Origin of the sequence: Mycobacterium gastri, assembly GCF_002102175.1 — a bacterium.
Lineage (GTDB): Bacteria > Actinomycetota > Actinomycetes > Mycobacteriales > Mycobacteriaceae > Mycobacterium > Mycobacterium gastri.
Genome location: NZ_LQOX01000003.1, coordinates 111,280 through 133,442, shown reverse-complemented (window position 1 = coordinate 133,442; position 22,163 = coordinate 111,280). Strand labels below are relative to the sequence as shown.

Sequence of the window (22,163 nt, the reverse complement as noted above, 5' to 3'; positions counted from 1 at the left end):
GGAGTCGTGGTGGATGAGTGTGACCGCGTGGTCAGCGGCAAGTACGGCGATCAAGAGCTGCGGGACAGGCACTTTCGCCTATCAACACCCGGGCCGGCTAAGCCACGTACTCCACCTCGCCGTCGTCGAGCACCACTCGCGCCTCGGCGCCGTCGGAACCGCCAGCCTCGGTTCGATACACCGCTTTGCCCGGTTCGGTGCGCCAGATCAGCGTGGTCAGCGTCTCGCCGGGGAACACCGGCGACGTGAACCGCGCCGCGATCGAAGTGATGTTGGCGGCCACGCCGCCGCCGAGTTCGGCGACCAGCGCGCGTCCGGACACGCCGTATGTGCACAGCCCGTGCAGGATTGGTTTGGGAAAGCCGGCCATCTCCTTGGCGAACCACGGGTCGCTGTGCAACGGGTTGCGGTCGCCGGAGAGCCGGTAGATCAGCGCTTGGTCCTCGCGGGTGGGCAGGGCGACCCGGGCGTCCGGCTCGCGGTCCGGGAATTCCGGCGCCGCCGGCCGCTGACCCGGCTCTCCCCCGAAGCCGCCCTCGCCGCGGATCACCAGTGTGGTCAGCGTTTCGGCAATGAGCGCACCTGATGCCGGATCAGTGCCGCGGCCCCGCAACATGATGATGGCGTTCTTGCCTTCGCCCTTGTCCTGGATGTCGGCGACTTCGGAGACCACCGACAACTTTCCGGCCGGCGGCAGCAGCGCATGCAGCCGCACGGTCTGCGAGCCGTGTAACAGCCTGGCCCAGTTGAATTTTCCCACCTTGCCGGCCGCCCCGAACGCCGGGCAGCAGATCACCGCGTAGGTCGGCAGCACCTGTTGGGCAATGCCGTGGCTGTTCTCGGTGGTGAACGACAAGTCCTCGGTCCCGGCACCCACCCCGAGCGCATAGAGCAAGGTTTCCCGGTCGGTCCATTCGAACAACATCGGCTCGGTCACCGCACCGATGGCGCCGGGGTCAATGGCCATGCGAGGCTCCTCTCGATTCCAATCAAAGCTTTTTCGCCACTCAACCATCGCAAACCCTTCCCACCAAGGCCGTCGGCAGGGCAGGCTATCGCCATGGCCAAGCGCACCGTGATCTGGAAGATGACCTGGAAAACCTCCAACGTCCTAGCTGTGCTCGCCTCGGTCATGATCGTCGGCGCCTGCGGCGGCGGAGGCACGCAGGCCCGCAACATCACCGTGACCTTCATCCGCAACGCCCAATCGCAGGCCAACGCCGACGGGGTGATCAACACCGAGGTGCCCGGCACCGGGCTCACTGCCGACGGCAAGGGGCAAGCCCAGCAGCTCGCCCACCAAGTTGCGCACAACGAATTCGACAGCATCTACTCTTCGCCGATGGCCGAAGCCCAGCAGACCGCCGCACCGTTGGCAAGCGAACTGGGCAAGCAGGTCGAGATCATTACCGAGCTGCAGTCCATCAATGCCGGCTGGTACAACGGCGAACCCGAATCACGGGCCAGCTCGACATATCTGCTGGCTCCGGTCGGTTGGATCAACGGCGACGCGGAGAACGCCATCCCCGGCTCGATCACCGGCAACGAATTCAACAGCCGGTTCAGCAGTGCCATCCGCAAGATCTACGACAGCGGCCATAACAAGCCGGTGGTGTTCTCCCAGGGCACGGCGATCATGGTGTGGACGCTGATGAACGTGAAGAACCCCAAGCTCAACCTCTTGAACAACCACCCGCTGCCCAACATCGGTCGTGTTGTGGTCACCGGCAACCCGATCGACGGTTGGAAGCTGGTGGACTGGGACGGCATCCGCAACTTCACCTGACCGGTTGACGGGTGCGGCCGCCAGCCGCCACGATGGGCTGCATGCGCTATGTCGTTACCGGCGGTACCGGGTTTATTGGTCACCGTGTCGTCTCTCGCCTGCTCGACGCCCGGCCCGACGCGCAGGTGTGGGTGCTGGTCCGCCGTCAGTCGCTGGGACGCTTCGAACGCCTGGCGACCGAGTGGGGTGAGCGAGCCAAACCGCTGGTCGGCGAGCTGCCGCAGCTCGCGCTCAGTGACGAGACGCGCGCCGAGCTGGGCCGGGTGGACCATGTCGTGCACTGCGCGGCGATCAGCCACAGCACCGACATCACCGCGGGCGAGGCCGAGCAGCGGGCCGTCTATGTGGACGGCACTGCCGCTGTCATCGAATTGGCGAAACGGCTCGATGCGACCTTGCACCACATGTCGTCGATCGCGGTGGCCGGCGACTTCGCCGGCGAGTACACCGAGGACGACTTCGGCGTCGGCCAGCAACTGCCGACGCCGTATCACCGAACGAAATTCGAAGCCGAGCAGCTGGTGCGGTCGGCGCCCGGACTGCGCCACCGGATCTACCGGCCGGCGGTGGTGGTGGGCGATTCGCGCACCGGCGAGACGGACAAGATCGACGGTCCGTACTACTTCTTCGGGGTGCTGGCCAGGTTGGCGGTACTGCCCACGTTCACCCCGATCCTGTTGCCCGACACCGGACGCACCAACATCGTTCCGGTCGACTATGTCGTCGACGCGCTGGTGGCACTCATGCACGCCGAAGGTCGCGACGGGCAGACGTTCCACCTGACCGCGCCGAAAACCATTGGCTTGCGCGACATTTACCGCGGCGTGGCCCCGGCGGCCGGGCTGCCGCCGCTGCGCGGGTCACTGCCCCGCTCACTGGCCGCCCCGGTGCTGAACGTGCGCGGGCGAGCCAAGGTGCTGCGCAATATGGCCGCCGCCCAGCTCGGCATCCCCGCCGAAATCTTCGACCTCGTCGACCTCAAGCCCACCTTCGCCTCCGACGAAACCCGGAAGGCGTTGCACGGCACCGGGATCGAAGTTCCCGAGTTCGCGGCGTATGCACCCCGGCTGTGGCGATACTGGGCGCAGCACCTCGATCCCGATCGTGCCCGCCGCGACGATCCACGAGGACCGCTGCACGGCCGGCACGTCATCATCACCGGCGCCTCCAGCGGCATCGGGCGGGCGTCGGCCATCGCCGTCGCGCAGCGCGGCGCAACGGTGTTCGCGCTGGCCCGCAGCGCCGATGCGCTCGACCAGCTGGTGGCCGAGATCCGGGCGAGCGGCGGCCAGGCGCACGCGTTCACCTGCGATGTCACCGACTCGACGTCGGTGGAGCACACGGTCAAAGACATCCTGGGCCGCTTCGGTCATGTCGACTATCTGGTGAACAACGCCGGCCGGTCGATTCGCCGCTCGGTGGTCAACTCCACCGACCGGCTGCACGACTACGAACGGGTCATGGCGGTCAACTACTTCGGCGCGGTGCGCATGGTGCTGGCGCTGCTACCCCACTGGCGGGAGCGGCGGTTCGGTCACGTGGTCAACGTCTCCAGCGCCGGGGTGCAGGCCCGCAACCCGAAGTACAGCTCGTATCTGCCCAGCAAGGCGGCGCTCGACGCGTTCGCCGACGTGGTCGCCTCCGAGACGCTCTCCGACCACATCACCTTCACCAACATCCACATGCCGCTGGTGGCCACGCCCATGATCACCCCGTCGCAGCGGCTCAACCCGATACGGGCGATCAGCGCCGAGCATGCGGCGGCCATGGTGGTGCGCGCGCTGGTCGAGAAGCCGGCGCGGATCGACACCCCGCTCGGCACGCTGGCCGAGGCCGGAAACCACGTCGCGCCCCGCCTGTCGCGGCGCATTCTGCATCAGCTTTACCTGGGCTACCCCGATTCGGCTGCGGCGCAAGGTATTTCACCAACAGAGACAGACCGCGCCCCCCGCCGACCCAAGCGGCCGGCCCGCGCCATGGCCGGCGTGGGAGTCCCCCGGCCCGTCAAGCGGCTAGTGCGGTTAGTGCCCGGCGTGCATTGGTAGTCACTTCTCACAGGTGAACTGGTTGACGTCGATGTAGCCGATGCGGAACATCTCGGCGCAGCCGGTCAGATACTTCATGTAGCGCTCGTAGACTTCCTCGGTTTGCAGCGCGATCGCCTGATCCCTATGGGCTTGCAGCGCCGCGGACCAGATGTCGAGGGTTTTCGCGTAGTGGGGCTGCAACGACTGCACCCGGGTCACGGTGAAGCCGTTTGCGCTGGCGCGGTCGGCCACCATCGGTATCGACGGCAGCCGCCCACCCGGAAAGATCTCCGTCACAATGAATTTGAGGAATCGCGCGAAGGTGAACGACATGGGCAAGCCGCGTTCGTGGATCTCTTTGGGGTGCAGCCCGGTGATGGTATGCAGCAGCATGATTCCGTCGTTGGGCAGCAACCGGTGCGCCAGGGTGAAGAACGCGTCGTAGCGCTCATGCCCGAAATGCTCGAAGGCACCGATGCTGACGATCCGGTCGACGGGCTCGTCAAACTGCTCCCAGCCCTGCAGCAGAACCCGTTTGGAGCGCGGGCCTTCGGATTTGGCGATCAGCTGCTCGACGTGCTGGGCCTGGTTTTTGCTCAGCGTCAGTCCGATGACGTTGACGTCGTATTTTTCCACCGCGCGCATCATGGTGGCGCCCCAGCCGCAGCCGACGTCGAGCAGCGTCATACCCGGTTGTAATCCGAGCTTGCCCAGCGCGAGGTCGATCTTGGCGATTTGCGCCTCCTCCAGCGTCATGCCGTCACGCTCGAAGTACGCGCAGCTATAGGTCTGGGTGGGATCGAGAAACAGTCGGAAGAAGTCGTCGGACAGGTCGTAGTGCGCCTGTACGTCCTCGAAGTACGGGGTTAAGTCGTCGGGCATTGGGCCAGCCTAATCGGCGTATCGTGACGGCGGTGAACGTCGTTTTCGCCGACGTCGACACCGGCATCGACGACGCGATCGCGTTGATTTATCTGCTGGCCGGTGACGACGCCAATCTGGTCGGCATCGCCTCGACCGGCGGAAATATTTCGGTGGACCAGGTGTGTGCGAACAACCTCGGCTTGCTCGAATTGTGCAGGGCCGCAGCGATTCCCGTTTCCAAGGGCGCCGATGCGCCGTTAAGCGGGCGGTGGCCCGATCACGAAATGTCGCACGGCCCGAAGGGCTTGGGCTACGCGACGCTGCCGCCCACCGATCGCCGACTCACCAGCTACGACGCCACCGCGGCCTGGGTTGGCGCCGCACACACCTTTGCCGGTGAGCTGATCGGCCTGGTCACCGGCCCACTGACCAACCTGGCGCTGGCGCTGCGCGCCGAACCCGCGCTGCCGACGCTGCTGCGCGGGCTGGTCATCATGGGCGGTGCGTTCGGCGGCGACGGCATGGCCGAATGGAACATCCGCGTGGATCCCGAGGCGGCCGGCGAGGTGTTCACGGCGTGGACTGGGCAACGACAACTTCCGATCGTGTGCGGTTTGGACCTCACCCGCCACGTCGCGATGACACCGGACATCCTCGCCCGGCTGGCCTCCGTCTCGGGTCCGTCGCCGGTGATCCGGGTGATCGAGGACGCGCTGCGGTTCTATTTTGAATCCCACCAGGCTCGAGGGCATGGGTACCTGGCCTACCTGCACGACCCGCTGGCCGCCGCGGTGGCACTGGACCCGGAACTCATAACGACCCGCGTAGCGACGATGCATATCGAGCCGACGGGTGCGACGGTCGCCGACTATTCAGGAAACCGAAAACCGAACGCGCAGATCGGCATTCACGTCGACCCGACGGTATTCTTCGACCGGCTTATCGACCGGGTGGCATCCTTTGCCCGTCAGCGTTGCGTCTAGGTCCCGTTGGTGCCCGGGGTGCCGGGGAGTGCCGAATAGCGTCCCACGGGTGCCGCCAGGGGCGCCGAGCCCACCGGTTCCGGCGGTCGCACCGGTTCCGCCGTTGCCACCACTACCGCCGGTACCGCCATTGCCGATCGTCTGCGCATTCCCGCCGGCACCTCCGGCCCCTCCGGCGGCCCCGTCGCCATTGGCGCCGCTAGTGCCGGGGGCGACGCCGGCGCCGCCGTTGCCGCCGTTGCCGGCGTTGCCGTAGAGCATCGCGCCGTTGGCGCCGGCCCCACCGCTGCCGGCGCTTCCACCGTTGCCGGCCAGCCGCCCACCGGTCCCACCGGGATCCGCCGTTCCCGCCGCGGCCGCCGTTGCCTTAGTGGTCCCGCTCGCAAATCTGCGCCAGATCGTCAACGCCATCCGGATCGCCGGCGATATCGATAGCAACGGGGTGCATAGTTGGGGCTATTGGAACGCCCAGCTGGTGGCGATGAAGTCGGATATGCAGGCGACACTCGGCGCGGGCGGGGGCAGGGCCTGACGTCACTCATAGGCCCCCTCGAGGTACCAACGCCGCTGGCGATAGCACAGCAGCAGCGCGCGCTCGCTCTCCAGCAAGACCTGGGCTCGCGCGGTGCGGCCCTTAGCCAACTCGGGATCCCACCACCGCTCGTCGACCGGCCACGGTCCGGCCCACCAGCACACCCGGTCGTCCCGACCGCGCAGGGTCAATCGCACCGGGTCGGCGGAGAACATCCCCCGGCTGGTCACCCGTATCGGATTCCTTTGAGCGTCAAGTAATTCCACCGGATCATCGAGCAGCACCGCCGGCGACGGATCCGGCAGTTGGCCGGGCCACGGCTGACTCGGATCGGCTTGTGGGATGGGCTCGTCGCCCAGCGGGGTGAACGTGATGCGTTCGGCCGGTCCGCGACCACCGGACAGCGCCGGCACCTGCACCGCCTCCGGGCCGAGTAACCCCTGGACCCGCACCAGCGCCCGACGGGCCCGAAGCCTGTCCTCCTCTCCCAAGCCGCCCCATAGCGGCAACTGCAGCGCCCTGGCGGACACCACCTCTATCGCCTGCAGCCGTAACAGCGTCAGCTCGGCCGTGGGCCGGTCGCGGGCAATCCGATTGCTCAACCACCCGTCCAGTTGCCAGCGCACCCGGTCGGCGGTGGCGTCCTCGGTCAACGGCTCGGCACATCGCCACACCCGGTTCAGCTCTTCGCCGTTGGCGGTGACGGCAGCAATGGCCAGCCGGGTACATCCCACTCCGGCGGCCAGCAGCGACTGATGCAGCGTGGCGGCCAGCGAGCGTCCGGCGAATGCCGCGGCGTCGACCCGGTCGATCGGCGGATCACAGTGCAGCACGGCATCGAGTTCCGGCGGCGCCTGGCGCCCGGCGGGTGCTCGTTCCGGTTCGCCGCGGGCAAACCGGTGCGCGGCCACCGCGTCGGCACCGAACCGGGAAGCCACGTCGGTGCGAGACAGTGCGGCGAACTGCCCGATGGTGCGAATTCCCAACCGCCACAACAGATCCGTCAGCTCCTCCCGCCCGGGCCCGGACAGGCTCGGCTCGGTGGCAAGCTGGCGGATCGACAGCACCGACAGAAACCGCACGTCGTGTCCCGGCTCGATGACGCGGCCGGCACGCGCGGCGAAAACCGCGGTGGACAACTGGTCGGCGATCCCGACCTGGCACTCCGCGCCGGCTGCGGCCACCGCGTCGATCAGCCGCTCGGCCGCCTGCTCCTCGGACCCGAAAAAGCGGGCCGCCCCACGCATCGGCAATACCAAAAGCCCAGGCCGCAGCACCTCGGCGCGGGGCACCAAATCGTCCACCGCCGCGATCACCCCTTCGAAGAACCGGGCGTCCCGGTCGGCGTCGGCGGTCGCGACGTGCAGTTGCGGACAACGCGCTGCGGCCTCCCGGCGCCGTAGCCCACGCCGCACTCCGGCCGCCCGCGCGGACGCCGAGCAGGCGATCACCCGGTTTGCCAAAGTGACCGCGACCGGAGCCGCCGCGGGTTGGCCCGCGGCCGCGGCCGCCGCGACCGCGGGCCAGTCCATGCACCAGATCGCCAGCACTCGAGAAGAGACCACCCGATTCACCCCGTATGCGCTCGGCCGATCGTCTGTCCACAGCCGGTGATCTGCAGCCGCACCTCACTGATCCGGCCAAACCCGGGGGCGAACTCATAGCCGCAGACCCGGGCCTGCAGCCGCGTCGGGGCCCCTTCCCAATCCCCGTCGGTGACCAGCAAAGTGCAACCCTTATGCCGAGCCCGGGCCACCACCGCCCGCGCCCGCGTCCGCGTCACCCGGCGCCCACCCAGACCGAGCACCACCAGATCCATGCCGTCGATGAGCACCGCGGCCACCTCAACCGGATCGGTTCCGGGATCCGGTATCACCGCAAGCCGGCTCAGATCCGCCCCCATCTCCACAGCGGCCAGCAGCCCGATATCCGGTTGGCCGACGATTGCGGCGTTACCCCCGTCCGCCGTCACCTCGGCCACCACCCTCAGCAACAGCGACCGGGCCCCCGACAACACCGTCACCGTTCCCCGGGGCAACAGCGCCGGCCCCGACGGCAGCAGGTCCGCTGAGCGAGTGTGCCGCCCGGACATTGCTGCCATCCGCTGCCGCAGCGATTCGAGCTGGTCAGAGGCAACAGCCGCAGTCATGACTAGCCTCCCGACTCAACATCATTCGAATATATGTTCGAGTAAACACCTGCCTTCCGACAATCGTCAAGCAACGTGAGAGGCTGCTTTATGCGTTCGGTGCTGGTGTGGCTGATGGTGTTTTGTGGCAGCATTTTGACGGCCACGCCGGCCCGCGGTGACGAGTCAACCTGCCGGCCGGCAGAGCTGTTCGTCGCCGACGACGAGTCGCCGCTGTTCGAGCTGCAAGCCGATGTGACGATCGCCTTAGCCGGCGCGGTGGTGACGGGCTCGACCCCGGCCGACGGGGTGTTCTGGTCGAACGAGCCGCAGCAAGTCACCTACGAGAGCGCGCGCGAATTTCATCTGTGCGTTGTCGACGAGCCCACCTTGCACACCGTTGCCGAGGCGCTACGCCGCCAACTCAACCAAGAGGCGGTGCTGACCTTCGCCCACCTGCCCGAAGCGAACGCGGTCATGATCACCGTGCCCAACATCGACGTCGCGCACTTTCGCGAGGCCTTCGTGGCCGATTCGGCGGCGCACCACCGACTGCTGGGCGGCTCCGTCACCACCGATCACACCTTGATCCTGATTGCCGACAACGACGATCTCGACCTCGCCCGCCGGCTTGTCGAAGCGGCCGGCGGCCGCTGGAGCGCCGCCACTATTGCTTACGGCAGGCGCGAATTCGTCAACTCGGCCTAGCTAGCCGCTGAAGCGGCGGACACACGTTTTGCCCGCACAGCGACAAATCGAATGCAGCCAACGCGTTGTCGCTGTGAGCGGTCGTGGGGCTGCGCCCCGGTGTGGGGAGATGGAAATCTGTGCTGGTGCGGTTGGGTCGGTGGCTGGCGGCGTCGACTGTGCGCTGACGGCGGCGACTGTGCGCTGACGGCGGCGACTGTGCGCTGACGGCGTCGACTGTGCGCTGACGGCGTCGACTGTGCGCTGACGGCGTCGACTGTGCCGTCAGGGCGGCCGATCGCGGCGGTTCCCGCCCTCCATACACAGTCACACCCGTCACTGCACACTCGATCCGGCGGCATGACAGCCGACTCGGTGAGCACGGGAGATATCCCCCGAACGCCTACCATCACAAGAGGTTTGAGCGAAGGTGCGGTATCGGCGTGCCGAAACAGAGCCCAAGGTGTGCCGGAAACAGAGCCAGGCGGCCAAGGCTGCGCACGACGGCATCGTTGACCAGCAGCATTTGTGGTCACCATGAACTTCCGAGTGAGGTGGGCAAGAAGCGCATCCCTCCCGACGGACGCCAATGTGGCAGGTGCGACAAAGCCGCGAGCCCAATCTGGGCCCGCACCACCAAGAACGACCTCTCCTGCTAATCCGAGGACGGCCGGACGAGATCTGTCTTATAGTCCGCCCGTAGCGCGGGCCAGGGCTCACAGAATGGATCACGGACATGAATTTCTCAGTGTTGCCACCGGAGGTCAACTCAGCGACCATGTACGCCGGCGCTGGTTCGAGGCCGCTGCTCTCAGCGGCGGCGGCCTGGGATGGGCTGGCAGCTGAATTGGGTGCGGCGGCGGGCTCGTTCGCATCCGCAACCTCCGGACTGGCGGGTTCGGCATGGCAAGGCGCGAGCTCGGCGGCGATGATGGCAGCGGCCACACCCTACGCCCAGTGGTTGAGCACGGCGGCAACCCAGGCTGGGCAGGCGGCCGGACAAGCGCGGCTGGCGGCCACCGCATTCGAGGCAGCGCAGGCGGCGACGGTGCATCCGGCGACGGTCGCTGCCAACCGCACTCAGCTGGTGTCGCTCGTGGTTTCAAACCTGCTGGGTCAGAACGCACCGGCGATCGCGGAAACCGAAGTCCAGTACGAGCAGATGTGGGCACAGGATGTGGCCACAATGTTTGGCTATCATGCCGACGCTTCGGCGGTCGCCTCGGCGTTGACGCCCTTCGCTTCGGCGCTGAACAATTTGGCGGGCCTGCCAGGCAGAGCAACCGCGGCCGCCGCGGCCCTATCCTTCAACGTTGGCTTGGGCGACATCGGCAACTTCAACCTCGGCAGCGGAAATCGAGGCGACGCCAACCTGGGCTCCGGAAACACCGGCAACACCAACGTAGGCGGCGGAAACGTCGGCGGCGGAAACGTTGGCAGCGGAAACGCCGGCGACTCCAACCCCGGCAGCGGAAATCGAGGCAACACCAACTTCGGCAACGGAAACACCGGCGACACCAACCTGGGCAGCGGAAACATCGGCAATCTCAACTCGGGCAACGGAAACCTCGGCAGTAACAACTTAGGCGGCGGAAACACCGGCAGCGCAAATGTCGGCAGCGGAAACACTGGTAACCACAACGTCGGCTTGGGCAATACCGGTGATACCAACGTCGGCTCGGGCAATACCGGCAATGGAAACGTCGGCTCGGGCAACTTAGGCAGCAACAACTGGGGTTTCGGCAACAATGGTTCGGGTAATTTCGGCTTCGGCAACAAGGGCAATGGGAATATCGGGTTCGGACTTACCGGCGACAATCAAATCGGTTTTGGGCAGCTGAACTCGGGCAGCAACAACATCGGTTTCGGCAACTCCGGTAACAACAACATCGGCTTCTTCAATTCGGGCAGCGGGTGTGATGGCTTCTTCAACTCAGGCAACGGGAACATCGGAATCGCAAACTCAGGCTCGGTGGGCACTGGCGGCACCGACGTCAACATCCTGATCAATGAAGCAGCTTCAAACTGGGGCGTCGGAAACTCGGGCATTATCAATTTCGGCATCGGCAACTCAGGCAACTACAACACGGGTTACGGGAATGCGGGTTCAGTAAATACGGGTTTCGGAAATGCGGGTTCGTACAACACGGGTATCGGGAATTCGGGTTGGGTAAACACGGGCAGCTTCAATGCCGGAGTCCTGAACACGGGCGGCTTCAACGCGGGCGACATCAACACCGGCTACTTCAACGCGGGCAACGTCAGCGCGGGCGGCTTTAACTCGGGCATGGTCAACACGGGCGCCTTCAACGCGGGCGACAGCAACACAGGCGCCTTGAACGCGGGCAATCTCAACACCGGCGTCGGCCAGTCCGGCAATGGCCCCGGGCCAAACTCGGGCAACAATAATCAGACCAACGGCACCTTCGGCTCCTCGGGCTTCTATGAGGCGGGTTCGTTGCTGTCCGGCATCGGCAACGGCGACTACTACAACACGGTCGCTACTTCAATTAGCGGGCAACAAAACTGGGGAAGCTTTAACGACTCGGGCTTATTAAATCTTGGAAACAATCTCTCGGGCGTGCGAAACTCCGGGCCCAACCCGTCTACCACCCTCAACTCGATCATGGCCAACAATTCGGGCTTCGTGAACGTGGGAATGTTCAATTCAGGCGTATTCAACGCAGGCACCAGCAACTCCGGCTTCCTCGTTGCGGGCGAGCGCAGCGCCGGGTTCTTCAATATCGGCGCCAACCAGGCGGGTTTCTTCGCCGGTTGATATTTACTCCCACTCGATCGTGCCGGGCGGTTTGCTGGTGATGTCCAGCACCACGCGGTTGACCTCGGGGACCTCGTTGGTGATGCGGGTCGAAATGCGCTCCAGCACCTCGAAGGGCACCCGAGTCCAGTCGGCGGTCATGGCGTCTTCACTGGACACCGGTCGCAGCACGATCGGATGCCCGTAAGTGCGGTTGTCGCCCTGTACCCCGACCGAGCGGACGTCGGCCAGCAGCACCACCGGACACTGCCAGATCTGGTTGTCCAGGCCCGCCGCGGTGAGCTCCTCCCGTGCGATCGAGTCCGCGAGCCGCAGCGTCTCCAGCCGCTTGACGGTGACTTCACCGACGATCCGGATACCCAGACCCGGTCCCGGAAACGGCTGGCGCGCAACGATTTCCTCCGGCAGGCCCAACTCCCGTCCCACCGCGCGCACCTCGTCTTTGAACAGCAGCCGCAGCGGCTCAACGAGTTTGAACTTCAGGTCGTCGGGCAGACCGCCGACATTGTGATGGCTCTTGATGTTCGCGGTGCCGGTACCCCCGCCGGATTCCACCACGTCCGGATACAGCGTGCCCTGCACCAGAAACTCAACGCACTTGTCCCCCATAACATCCCGCACCGCGCCCTCGAAGGACCGGATGAACTGGCGGCCGATAATCTTGCGCTTGCCCTCGGGGTTGCTCACACCCGACAGCGCCTCGAGGAAGGTCTGCGCCGCGTCCACGGTAACCAGCCGCGCACCGGTGGCCGCCACGAAATCGCGCTGCACTTGCTCCCGCTCGCCCGCTCGCAACAGCCCGTGGTCGACGAAGACACAAGTCAACCTCTCGCCGATGGCGCGCTGCACCAGTGCCGCCGCGACCGCCGAATCCACTCCGCCGGACAGGCCGCAGATCGCGTGGCCGTCGCCGATCTGCTCCCGCACCTGCTCGATCAGCCCGTTGGCGATGTGGGCGGGCGTCCAATCCGCACCGAGCCCGGCGAAGTCGTGCAGAAACCGGCTGAGCACCTGTTGGCCGTGCGGGGTGTGCAGCACCTCCGGGTGGTATTGCACGCCGGCCAGGCGCCGTTCCCGAGCTTCAAAAGCGGCCACCGGGGCACCCGGGCTGCTGGCCACCACGTCGAATCCGTCCGGGGCGGCCGTGACCGCGTCACCATGGCTCATCCACACCGGCTGGACCCCGGGCAGATTCGAATGCAGTTCGCCGCCAAGGACTTTCAGTTCAGTCCGGCCGTACTCGCTGGTGCCGGTGTGGGCGACCGTCCCGCCGAGCGCTTGCGCCATAGCCTGAAACCCGTAGCAGATACCGAACACCGGCACACCCAGGTCGAACAGCGCCGGATCCAGCTTGGGAGCGTCGTCGGCGTAGACACTCGCCGGTCCGCCGGACAGCACCAGCGCCAGCGGATGACGGGCCTTGATCTCCTCGATGGCGGCGGTGTGCGGAATCACCTCCGAAAAAACTCGGGCCTCTCGGACCCGGCGGGCGATCAATTGGGCATATTGCGCACCGAAGTCCACCACCAACACCGGCCGCGGCGGCGCATGTCCAGCTGCTTCGGGATCATCAGGTTTCGCCACGCCGCAAGTTTAGTGGGCGCCGCCACCCGGTTCGCGCCACCGCAAGGTGTGCCCGCGGGTGCCCTCCGACCCGCCGCGCGGCCGTGCACCATACCGCGAATCTCGCCGGACCCCAGCGGCCCGTGGCCACCGGCAGCTCGCCGACTCGCTTATTTGAGGGCTAGCAGCCGGACGGCAACGAAAATGCTTGGCGCACTGCCTCGATGGCGTCGTGGTCGCCGTCGAACCTGATTCGGCGCAGCGCTGCCTGGCGGTCGGCCTCACCGGCACCGAGGCGGGCGGCGACCAGATCTGCCGCGCCGGCGGTGATCGTGACCAAAGGCTCACCGCGGGCGCCGCCGAGACGGCCGTGTGTCACCGCGAACTCGAACCGGCGCCCGTCGACCTCGACACGGCAGGTCGCCTCCACACCCGAGGCCTTCGCCGGGTCGAAGCCCAGGGAACCTCACGCTTGCACTCGCTGACGGACGGCTGCGAGTGATCCGGGGACTCGGCAGAACCGGGCCCGGGGCAATCGGTTAACTCCTTGCCGCCATTGGATTTCCATCGCGAAACGCACCCATCGGCACGAGCTCTGACGGGTCGTTCCGGGCGGCGAGGCATCGGATCATCGCACCGCGCGCGTGCGGCGCGGGACCGAAGCGGTAACGCGCTGTCGCCAGGTCCCGCACCTCCGCCGGCGCGCCGGCTTACCATGGCCGCTCACCTCGGGTCCGGATCCACGGCTCCGTGGTGCCCGATCCACATCAACGTTTCAGGGTCAGGCGCTAGGGTGCGTGATCGCCAGGGTGACATGGTGAACTGGTATCACCCGAAATAACTGTGAGCGGGAGCGAGGTTGCCTGTGCTGGGTCTACCGGAGAACGTGCGTGCCTGTTTGTTCGATCTCGACGGTGTGCTCACCGATACCGCCAGCGTGCATTCCAAGGCCTGGAAGGCCATGTTCGACGCCTACCTGTCCGAACGGGCCGAGCGCACTGGAGAACCCTTCGTCCCCTTCGATCCGGCCACCGACTACCGCCGGTACGTGGACGGCAAGAAGCGTGAGGACGGGGTGCGCTCCTTCCTGGACAGCCGGGGAATCCAGCTGCCCGACGGAAATCCCGACGACCCCGGCGAAACCGAATCGGTTTACGGGCTGGGCAACCGCAAGAACGACATGTTCCAGCAGATCCTGCGAGACGAGGGGGTCGACGTGTTCGAAGGGTCGCGGCGTTATCTGGAAGCGGCCGCGGCGGCCGGGCTGGGCATCGCCGTGGTGTCGTCGAGCGCCAACACCCGCGACGTGCTGGAGATCACCGGCTTGGACCGCTTCGTCCAGCAGCGCGTGGATGGCGTGCGGCTGCGCGACGAGCACATCGCCGGCAAGCCGTCCCCCGACTCCTTCCTGCGCGGGGCCCAGCTGCTCGACGCCGACCCGGACACGGCCGCCGTGTTCGAGGACGCGTTATCCGGCGTGCAGGCCGGCAGAGCCGGTAATTTCGGGTTCGTGGTAGGCGTTGACCGAGTGGGCCAGGCCGAGGACTTGCGGCGCAACGGCGCCGACGTGGTGGTCAACGATCTCGCCGAACTGCTGCAGGGCATGATCACCGATGATCACTGAGGAAGCCTTCCCCGTCGAACCGTGGCGGGTTCGCGAGACCAAGCTCGACCTGAACCTGCTGGCCCAGTCGGAGTCCCTGTTCGCGTTGTCCAACGGACACGTCGGTCTGCGCGGCAACCTCGACGAGGGCGAGCCGTACGGTCTGCCCGGCACCTACCTGAACTCCTTTTTCGAGATCCGCCCCCTGCCCTATGCCGAGGCGGGATACGGGTATCCGGAGGCGGGCCAGACCGTCGTCGACGTCACCAACGGAAAGATCCTGCGATTGTTGGTCGATGACGAGCCGTTCGACGTCCGCTACGGCACGCTGATCTCCCACGAGCGGGTTCTGGACCTTCGCGCCGGAACACTGACCCGCCGGGCGCACTGGTGCTCGCCGGCGGGCAAGCAGGTCAAGGTGATGTCCACCCGACTGGTGTCACTGGCCCACCGGGCCGCCGCCGCCATCGAGTACGTGGTGGAAGCCGTCGGCGAATTCTCGCTTGTCACAGTGCAATCCGAACTCGTCACCAACGAGGACCAACCGGAGACCTCCGCCGACCCGCGGGTGTCGGCGATCCTGGAGAAACCGCTGGAGGCCGTCGACCACGAATGCACCGAGTGCGGCGCACTTCTCATGCACCGCACCCGCAGCAGCGCCCTGATGATGGCCGCCGCGATGGACCACGAGGTCGAGGTCCCCGGGCGGGTCGAGATCACCACCGACGCCCGCGCCGACCTGGCCCGGACCACCGTGATCTGCGGGCTGCGCCCGGGACAGAAGCTGCGCATCGTCAAATACCTGGCGTATGGCTGGTCCAGCCTGCGCTCCCGGCCGGCGCTGCGCGACCAGGCCGCCGGGGCGCTGCACGGCGCGCGCTACAGCGGGTGGCAGGGACTGCTGGATGCGCAACGCGCCTACCTCAACGACTTCTGGGAGAACGCGGACGTCGAGGTGGAGGGCGACCCGGAGTCCCAGCAGGCGGTCCGGTTCGGGCTCTTCCACCTGTTGCAGGCCAGCGCGCGCGCCGAGCGGCGCGCCATCCCGAGCAAAGGGCTCACCGGCACCGGCTACGACGGACACGCCTTCTGGGACACCGAAGGTTTCGTGCTGCCGGTGCTGACCTACACCGCGCCGCATGCGGTCGCCGACGCGCTGCGGTGGCGGGCGTCGACGCTGAACCTGGCCAAGGAGCGGGCCGCCGAACTGGGCCTTGACGGCGCCGCGTTTCCCTGGCGAACCATCCGCGGCGAGGAGTGCTCGGCCTACTGGCCGGCCGGCACGGCCGCCTGGCATATCAACGCCGACATCGCGATGGCGTTCGAGCGGTATCGGACCGTCACCGGCGACCACTCGCTGGAGAAGGACTGCGGCCTTGCCGTGCTGGTCGAAACTGCCCGGCTGTGGCTCTCGATGGGCCACCACGACCGGCACGGCGTGTGGCATCTCGACGGGGTCACCGGCCCCGACGAGTACACCGCGGTGGTGCGCGACAACGTCTTCACCAACCTGATGGCCGCCCACAACCTGGTGACCGCCGCCGACGCGTGCCTGCGCCATCCCGAGGCGGCGGAAGCCATGGGCGTCACAACCGAAGAGATGGCCGCCTGGCGTGACGCCGCCGACGCCGTGAACATCCCCTACGACCAGGAGCTGGGGGTTCACCAGCAGTGTGAGGGGTTCACCACGTTCGCCGAGTGGGACTTCGAGGCCAACACCACCTACCCGTTGCTGCTGCACGAGGCCTACGTGCGGCTCTACCCCGCGCAGGTGATCAAGCAGGCCGACCTGGTGCTGGCCATGCAGTTCCAAAGCCATGCCTTCACCGCCGAACAGAAGGCGCGCAATGTCGACTACTACGAGCGGCGGATGGTGCGTGACTCGTCGCTGTCGGCGTGTACTCAGGCGGTGATGTGCGCCGAGGTCGGACACCTGGAGCTGGCACATGACTATGCCTACGAAGCGGCGCTGATCGACCTGCGCGATCTGCACCGCAACACCCGCGACGGCTTACACATGGCCTCGCTGGCCGGCGCCTGGACGGCGCTGGTCGGCGGCTTCGGCGGCCTGCGCGACGACGAGGGCGTGCTGTCCATCGATCCCCAACTGCCCGACGGCATCTCGCGGCTGCGCTTCCGGCTGCGGTGGCGGGACTTCGGGGTGACCGTCGACGCCAATCACTCCGACGTCACCTACACCCTGCGCGACGGGCCCGGCGGCGAGCTGACGATCCGGCACGCCGGCGAAGACATCAAACTGGACACGTCGTCGCCGTCGACCATCGCCGTGCGCCCGCGCAAGCCGCTGCTGCCGCCACCGCCGCAGCCACCAGGCCGCGAGCCGGTCCACCGTCGGCGCATCGGCGGCCACTGACACCGACGCAGCCGGTGTCAGTGCGGTTCGAGTATCCGGGCGGCCTCGGCGATCACCCCCTGCCGCAGTTCGGCCTGCGGCAACTCGTCGAGTCCGGCCGCCGAGCGCAGCATGGGTTCGAACAACCGCCAACCCAGTTGCAGCGCCAGGTAATTGGCGACCGCCAGCCGCGCGCTGGAGTCGTCGCGGTGGCGGGTCCGCACGTAGTCCAGCAGCTCGGCGACGTTGGGAAAGCGGGTCTGTAGCTGCTCGGCCGAATACCCGTCGAGCAGGGTACGGGCCCACACCCGCAGCTGCCGGTCGAGTGCGCGGTCGAGCACCCCGGACGACGCCCCGGAGTGCAGCAGCCCGGTGAGCTTGGCGCCCAGGTGGTTCAGCACGGCGCCGACGAGTTGGTCCTTGGTCCCGAAATGCCGAAACACCAACCCGTGATTGACCTTCGATCGGGCGGCGATGTCGCGGATCGAGGTGGCGGCCGGGCCGCGCTCGGCGAACAGATCGGCGGCGGCCTCCAGGACTGCGGCGGCCACCTCGTCTCGCCCGGTGGGCGTGGCCCGGCGACCGCTTGCCGTTTGTGTAGTCACTCGACTACGTGACCTCATGTAGTCAACCGACTACACCCGTCTCCGAAGGACCACGCAATGACTGGCCTGATAGCCGTGCAGAAGCTGGGCAGCCGTATCGGCGCCCGAGTCGACGGCGTCCGCCTTGGCGGTGATCTCGATCCCGCCATGGTCGACCCGATCCGCAAGGCACTGCTGACCCACAAGGTGATCTTCTTCCGCGGCCAACACCACCTCGACGACCAGCAGCAGCTGGCCTTCGCCGGCTTGCTGGGCACGCCGATCGGCCACCCCGCCGCGGCCATGCCGGCCGCCGAGAACGCGCCGATCATCACCCCGATCAACTTCCGAATACGGCAAGGCCAACCGCTGGCACACCGACGTCACCTTCGCCGCCAACTTGCCCTCGGCTTCGGTGCTGCGCGCGGTCACGCTGCCCGGCTACGGCGGGTCGACGCTGTGGGCCAATACCGCATCGACGACTACGACGACCAGCACCGGCTGATGCACCGGGTCACCCTGATGGGCGACGTGCCCGTCGACGTGCACGGCCGGCGCAGCCGCGTGGTCAGCGGCGCGCCGCTGGCTCTGGCCGGCCGACGAGCCGGCTGATCAGCCCGTCTTGCTGACCGGATCGACCGGCAGCCACCGCAGCGCCCCCGGCGCGCCGGCGGGCACCACCGGGTGCTCGGGCTCGATGGGCTGCAGCCGGCGATAGGCATCCCCCTGCAGCGGCCGCTGGTCGTTTTGGCCCTTGTTCGGCCAGAGCGACGCGGCGCGCTCGGCCTGGGCGGCGATGGACAGCGACGGGTTCACACCGAGGTTCGCCGAGATCGCGGCACCGTCGACCACGAACAGTGTCGGATAGCCGTAGACCCGGTGATAGGGGTCGATGACGCCGTTCTCCGGGCTGTCCCCGATCACCGCGCCGCCGAGGAAGTGGGCCGTCAGCGGGATGTTGAACAGCTCACCCCAGGTGCCGCCGGCCACGCCGTCGATCTTGGCGGCGATGCGGCGAGTGACCTCGTTGCCGATCGGGATCCAGGTCGGGTTGGGCTGGCCGTGTCCCTGCTTGCTGGAGTACCAGCGGATGCCCAGCTTCCCCCGCTTGGTGAACGTGGTGATCGAATTGTCCAGGTGCTGCATCACCAGCGCGATCACGGTCCGTTCGCTCCACTGCCGGGGATTGAGCAGCCGGATCATCTTGCGCGGATTCTCCCCGGCTTGCACCAGCAGCTGCTTCCAGCGCGGCACTGCGCTGCCCTCGGGACCGGTACCGTCGGTCATCAACGTCTGCAGCAGGCCCATCGCGTTGGACCCCTTGCCGTAGCGGACCGGCTCGATATGGGTGTCCGGCGTCGGATGGATCGACGACGTGATCGCCACCCCGTGCGTCAGGTCCAGGTCCGGGGAAACCTTCAGCCGCGCGGCGCCGACGATCGACTCGGAGTTGGTCCGGGTCAACACGCCCAGGCGCTTGGAAATTCGGGGCAACTTGCCCTTGTCGCGCATCTTGAACAGCAGATGCTGAGTGCCCCAGGTGCCCGCGGCCAAGATCAGGTGCGTGGCGGTGAAGGTGCGCCGGTCGCGGCGCGCCCAACTACCGGTGCGGACGGTGCGAACCTCCCACAGCCCGTCGGCCCGCTGTTCGAAGCCCTTCACTGTCGTCATCGGAATCACTTGCGCCCCTGCCGATTCCGCCAGCCCGAGGTAGTTCTTCAGCAACGTGTTCTTGGCGCCGTGACGGCAGCCGGTCATGCACTCACCGCATTCGATGCAGCCGGTCCGGGCCGGCCCCGCGCCGCCGAAATAGGGGTCGGGCACGGTTTTGCCCGGCGCCTTGGTGCCGTCGGGTCCGAAGAACACCCCGACCGGGGTGGGCACCCAAGTGTCGCCGAACCCCATCTCGTCGGCGACCTCCTTGACGATGCGGTCCGCGTCGGTGAAGGTCGGGTTTTTCACCACGCCCAGCATCCGCTGCGCCTGCTCGTAGTGCGGCATCAGCTCGTCGCGCCAGTCGCTGATGTGCTGCCACTGCTGGTCTTTGAAGAACGGCTCCGGCGGTACGTACAACGTGTTGGCGTAGTTCAGCGACCCGCCGCCCACCCCGGCGCCGGCCAGGATCATCACGTTGCGCAGCGGGTGGATGCGCTGGATGCCATAGCAACCCAATCGGGGTGCCCACAGGAACTTACGCAGATCCCAGGACGTCTTGGCGAACTCCTCGTCGGAGAACCGGCGGCCCGCCTCCAGCACGCCTACCCGGTAGCCCTTCTCCGTCAGCCGCAGCGCGCTGACGCTGCCCCCAAAACCTGAACCGATAATCAGGACGTCGTAATCCGGTTTCATCGATGCAGTATGACCTTCTTTACATCGGCCCGTTAACCCCACCCTGGTAAGTGACGGCCACGACAGCCGCAGCGGTGCCGGGGCGTGATGCGTTGATGCGCTATCATCAACCGGTGCGAACGACGCTGGACATCGACGACGATGTGGTCGCCGCGGCCCGGGAACTTGCGGCCAGTCAGCGCCGGTCGCTGGGCGCGGTCATTTCCGAGTTGGCGCGCCGCGGCCTCACCCCCGCGCGTGTCGAGACCGACGACAAGTTGCCCGTGATCCGGGTCCCGGCCGGCACGCCGCCGATCACCCCCGAGATGGTTCGGCGCGCCCTCGACGAGGACTGACCCGGCCGTGGCGCTGCTCGACGTCAATGCCCTGGTCGCGCTGGCATGGGATTCGCACATCCACCATGTGCGTATCCGGGAGTGGTTCGCCGCCAACGCGTCCCGGGGCTGGGCTACCTGCCCGATCACCGAAAGCGGCTTCGTCCGGGTGTCGACGAACCCGAAGGTGCTGCCCAGCCCGGTCGGCATCGCCGACGCACGCCGGGTGCTGGCGGCGTTGCGGGCCGTCGATGGTCACCGCTTCCTGGTCGACGACGTGTCGCCCGTCGACGGCGACGTGCCGGCGATCGTCGGTTACCGCCAGGTGACCGACGCGCACCTGCTGACGCTGGCCCGCCGCCGGGGAGTTCGCCTGGTCACCTTTGATGCCGCCCTCGTCGCCATGGCGGAAGGGCGCGACGTCGAGTTACTGACGCCGCTGTAGACCAGCTGCGCCAGCGATCAGCTGCCGACCGTCAGGCCGACCTTCTGGAATTCCTTGAGATCGCAATACCCGGCCTTGGCCATCGACCGGCGTAACCCGCCGACCAGGTTGAGGGTGCCGAACGGGTCGTCGGACGGCCCGTTGAGCAGCCGTTCCAGCGGCGGCCGCTCACCCACCGCGATCTGCAGCAACGCCCCGCGCGGCAACGACGGGTGCGCCGCTGCGGCCGGCCAGAACCAGCCCTGGCCCAGCGCCTCGGCGGCCTCGGCCAACGGCGTGCCGAGCACCACCGCGTCGGCCCCGCAGGCGATGGCCTTGGCCAGTTCACCGGAGGTGTGGATGTCGCCGTCGGCCAGCACGTGCACGTAGCGGCCGCCGGTCTCGTCGAGGTATTCGCGCCGTGCGGCCGCGGCGTCGGCGATCGCGGTGGCCATCGGGACGCTGATGCCCAGCACCTCGTCGGTCGTGGTCACTCCCTGCGTGGAGCCGTAGCCCACGATCACGCCGGCGGCGCCGGTGCGCATCAGGTGCAGCGCCGTGAGGTGATCCTGCACGCCGCCCGCTACCACCGGAATGTCGAGCTCGGCGATGAAGGTCTTCAGGTTCAGCGGCTCCCCGTCTCGTTCCTTATCCAAAGCCACCCGCTCGGCCGAGACGATCGTGCCCTGGATGACCAGCAGATCGATCCCGGCCTGCAGCAGCACCGGGGTCAGCGACTGGGCGTTTTGCGGACTGACCCGCACCGCGGTGATCACCCCGGCTTCCCGGATGCGGGCCACGGCGGTGCCGAGCAGCTCGGGGTTCAACGGGGCCGCATGCAGCTCCTGCAGCAGCCGAATCGCCGCCGAGGATTCGGGTTCCTTCTCGGCAGCTTCTACGAGTTGGGCGATCCTGGTTTCGACGTCGGCGTGCCGGCCGATCAGTCCCTCGCCGTTGAGCACGGCCAGCCCGCCCAGCCGGCCCAGCTCGATCGCGAACTCCGGCGAAACCAGGGCATCCGTCGGGTGTGCCAGCAGGGGGATCTCGAACCGGTAGGCGTCGAGCTGCCATGCCGTGGACACGTCTTTCGACGAGCGGGTACGCCGCGACGGGACGATGCTGATGTCACTGAGTTCGTAGGTGCGCCGCGCCGTGCGGCCCATGCCGATCTCGACCATGATGCGCCG

19 protein-coding genes and 1 pseudogene are annotated in these 22,163 nt (G+C 67.2%); 10 read left to right on the top strand and 10 right to left on the bottom strand.

Annotation, left to right across the window (positions count from 1 at the left end; all coding sequences use genetic code 11):
• Positions 1-97: 97 nt before the first annotated feature.
• Positions 98-967 (bottom strand): MaoC family dehydratase, encoded by an 870-nt coding sequence (locus AWC07_RS00740; protein ID WP_036411097.1) that lies wholly within the window; start codon positions 965-967, stop codon positions 98-100.
• 93 nt (positions 968-1,060) lie between these two features.
• Here AWC07_RS00740 and AWC07_RS00735 point away from each other — a divergent pair, with 93 nt between their 5' ends.
• Together AWC07_RS00735 and AWC07_RS00730 are read left to right on the top strand one after the other, a co-directional pair.
• The gene (locus AWC07_RS00735; RefSeq protein ID WP_036411095.1) at positions 1,061-1,786 is read left to right on the top strand and encodes a histidine phosphatase family protein; all 726 of its coding nucleotides are present in this window, start codon (positions 1,061-1,063) and stop codon (positions 1,784-1,786) included.
• Between the two features lie 41 nt (positions 1,787-1,827).
• Positions 1,828-3,831: an SDR family oxidoreductase gene (locus AWC07_RS00730; protein WP_036411114.1), complete on the top strand. Its 2,004-nt coding sequence runs from the start codon at positions 1,828-1,830 to the stop codon at positions 3,829-3,831.
• Here the strand turns inward: AWC07_RS00730 and cmaA1 are convergent, their stop codons facing one another.
• A complete protein-coding gene (gene cmaA1, locus AWC07_RS00725) occupies positions 3,832-4,695 on the bottom strand; it encodes a cyclopropane mycolic acid synthase CmaA1 (protein ID WP_036411092.1) in 864 nt (287 codons plus the stop codon).
• 32 nt (positions 4,696-4,727) lie between these two features.
• On the opposite strand from cmaA1, the gene AWC07_RS00720 reads away from it, so the two are divergent.
• Positions 4,728-5,660, top strand: a complete 933-nt coding sequence (locus tag AWC07_RS00720; protein WP_036411112.1) for a nucleoside hydrolase — start codon at positions 4,728-4,730, stop codon at positions 5,658-5,660.
• Here the strand turns inward: AWC07_RS00720 and AWC07_RS27900 are convergent.
• The 3 genes from AWC07_RS27900 to AWC07_RS00705 all read right to left on the bottom strand — a co-directional run bounded on the left by AWC07_RS27900 (position 5,550) and on the right by AWC07_RS00705 (position 8,341).
• Complete coding sequence (locus tag AWC07_RS27900) at positions 5,550-6,071, bottom strand: hypothetical protein (RefSeq protein ID WP_208622327.1); 522 nt, start codon at positions 6,069-6,071, stop codon at positions 5,550-5,552. The two genes, AWC07_RS00720 and AWC07_RS27900, sit on opposite strands and share 111 nt — an antisense overlap.
• Before the next feature lie 123 nt (positions 6,072-6,194).
• On the bottom strand, positions 6,195-7,724 hold the full coding sequence (locus AWC07_RS00710) for a DNA polymerase Y family protein (RefSeq protein ID WP_036411110.1): 1,530 nt from the start codon (positions 7,722-7,724) through the stop codon (positions 6,195-6,197).
• A gap of 38 nt (positions 7,725-7,762) precedes the next feature.
• Positions 7,763-8,341, bottom strand: coding sequence for a hypothetical protein (locus tag AWC07_RS00705; protein WP_036411091.1), 579 nt, complete (start codon positions 8,339-8,341; stop codon positions 7,763-7,765).
• A gap of 90 nt (positions 8,342-8,431) precedes the next feature.
• Here AWC07_RS00705 and AWC07_RS00700 point away from each other — a divergent pair, with 90 nt between their 5' ends.
• Positions 8,432-9,028: a hypothetical protein gene (locus AWC07_RS00700; RefSeq protein ID WP_139829457.1), complete on the top strand. Its 597-nt coding sequence runs from the start codon at positions 8,432-8,434 to the stop codon at positions 9,026-9,028.
• 715 nt (positions 9,029-9,743) lie between these two features.
• The gene (locus AWC07_RS00695; RefSeq protein ID WP_036411087.1) at positions 9,744-11,786 is read left to right on the top strand and encodes a PPE family protein; all 2,043 of its coding nucleotides are present in this window, start codon (positions 9,744-9,746) and stop codon (positions 11,784-11,786) included.
• A gap of 3 nt (positions 11,787-11,789) precedes the next feature.
• On the opposite strand, the gene guaA is transcribed toward AWC07_RS00695, so the two are convergent.
• Complete coding sequence (gene guaA, locus AWC07_RS00690) at positions 11,790-13,370, bottom strand: glutamine-hydrolyzing GMP synthase (protein ID WP_208622326.1); 1,581 nt, start codon at positions 13,368-13,370, stop codon at positions 11,790-11,792.
• A 160-nt stretch (positions 13,371-13,530) separates the two neighbouring features.
• The gene (locus AWC07_RS00685) at positions 13,531-13,779 is read right to left on the bottom strand and encodes a hypothetical protein (protein WP_208622325.1); all 249 of its coding nucleotides are present in this window, start codon (positions 13,777-13,779) and stop codon (positions 13,531-13,533) included.
• A gap of 435 nt (positions 13,780-14,214) precedes the next feature.
• On the opposite strand from AWC07_RS00685, the gene AWC07_RS00680 reads away from it, so the two are divergent.
• Entirely contained in the window at positions 14,215-14,973 is a 759-nt protein-coding gene (locus AWC07_RS00680) for a beta-phosphoglucomutase family hydrolase (RefSeq protein WP_036411084.1), read from the top strand.
• Entirely contained in the window at positions 14,963-17,326 is a 2,364-nt protein-coding gene (locus AWC07_RS00675) for a glycoside hydrolase family 65 protein (protein ID WP_036411081.1), read from the top strand. Before AWC07_RS00680 ends, AWC07_RS00675 begins: the two co-directional genes overlap by 11 nt.
• A 17-nt stretch (positions 17,327-17,343) precedes the next feature.
• Here the strand turns inward: AWC07_RS00675 and AWC07_RS00670 are convergent, their stop codons facing one another.
• On the bottom strand, positions 17,344-17,910 hold the full coding sequence (locus AWC07_RS00670; protein ID WP_208622324.1) for a TetR/AcrR family transcriptional regulator: 567 nt from the start codon (positions 17,908-17,910) through the stop codon (positions 17,344-17,346).
• Positions 17,911-17,967: 57 nt separating this feature from the next.
• Between AWC07_RS00670 and AWC07_RS00665 the strand changes: the two are divergent.
• Positions 17,968-18,367 (top strand): annotated as a pseudogene (locus AWC07_RS00665) (TauD/TfdA dioxygenase family protein); the annotation flags it as partial.
• A gap of 134 nt (positions 18,368-18,501) precedes the next feature.
• Here the strand turns inward: AWC07_RS00665 and AWC07_RS00660 are convergent.
• The gene (locus AWC07_RS00660) at positions 18,502-20,238 is read right to left on the bottom strand and encodes a GMC oxidoreductase (protein WP_036411077.1); all 1,737 of its coding nucleotides are present in this window, start codon (positions 20,236-20,238) and stop codon (positions 18,502-18,504) included.
• Positions 20,239-20,351: 113 nt separating this feature from the next.
• Between AWC07_RS00660 and AWC07_RS00655 the strand changes: the two genes are divergently transcribed.
• Entirely contained in the window at positions 20,352-20,573 is a 222-nt protein-coding gene (locus tag AWC07_RS00655; RefSeq protein ID WP_036411107.1) for a hypothetical protein, read from the top strand.
• Between the two features lie 7 nt (positions 20,574-20,580).
• Positions 20,581-20,997 carry a type II toxin-antitoxin system VapC family toxin gene (locus AWC07_RS00650; protein WP_036411075.1) on the top strand — a complete coding sequence of 139 codons (417 nt, stop codon included), beginning with the start codon at positions 20,581-20,583 and terminating at the stop codon, positions 20,995-20,997.
• 17 nt (positions 20,998-21,014) lie between these two features.
• Here AWC07_RS00650 and AWC07_RS00645 read toward each other — a convergent pair whose 3' ends face one another.
• Positions 21,015-22,154, bottom strand: a complete 1,140-nt coding sequence (locus AWC07_RS00645; protein WP_036411074.1) for a GuaB3 family IMP dehydrogenase-related protein — start codon at positions 22,152-22,154, stop codon at positions 21,015-21,017.
• Positions 22,155-22,163 lie beyond the last annotated feature (9 nt).

Bases quoted from the DNA above. Each gene is read 5' to 3' on its own strand.
- AWC07_RS27900 (WP_208622327.1), bottom strand. From the start codon at position 6,071: ATGGCGTTGACGATCTGGCGCAGATTTGCGAGCGGGACCACTAAGGCA.
- AWC07_RS00730 (WP_036411114.1), top strand. From the start codon at position 1,828: ATGCGCTATGTCGTTACCGGCGGTACCGGGTTTATTGGTCACCGTGTC.
- AWC07_RS00695 (WP_036411087.1), top strand. From the start codon at position 9,744: ATGAATTTCTCAGTGTTGCCACCGGAGGTCAACTCAGCGACCATGTAC.
- AWC07_RS00740 (WP_036411097.1), bottom strand. From the start codon at position 967: ATGGCCATTGACCCCGGCGCCATCGGTGCGGTGACCGAGCCGATGTTG.
- AWC07_RS00705 (WP_036411091.1), bottom strand. From the start codon at position 8,341: ATGACTGCGGCTGTTGCCTCTGACCAGCTCGAATCGCTGCGGCAGCGG.
- AWC07_RS00660 (WP_036411077.1), bottom strand. From the start codon at position 20,238: ATGAAACCGGATTACGACGTCCTGATTATCGGTTCAGGTTTTGGGGGC.
- cmaA1 (WP_036411092.1), bottom strand. From the start codon at position 4,695: ATGCCCGACGACTTAACCCCGTACTTCGAGGACGTACAGGCGCACTAC.
- AWC07_RS00645 (WP_036411074.1), bottom strand. From the start codon at position 22,154: ATGGTCGAGATCGGCATGGGCCGCACGGCGCGGCGCACCTACGAACTC.
- AWC07_RS00675 (WP_036411081.1), top strand. From the start codon at position 14,963: ATGATCACTGAGGAAGCCTTCCCCGTCGAACCGTGGCGGGTTCGCGAG.
- AWC07_RS00700 (WP_139829457.1), top strand. From the start codon at position 8,432: ATGCGTTCGGTGCTGGTGTGGCTGATGGTGTTTTGTGGCAGCATTTTG.
- AWC07_RS00735 (WP_036411095.1), top strand. From the start codon at position 1,061: ATGGCCAAGCGCACCGTGATCTGGAAGATGACCTGGAAAACCTCCAAC.
- AWC07_RS00710 (WP_036411110.1), bottom strand. From the start codon at position 7,724: ATGGACTGGCCCGCGGTCGCGGCGGCCGCGGCCGCGGGCCAACCCGCG.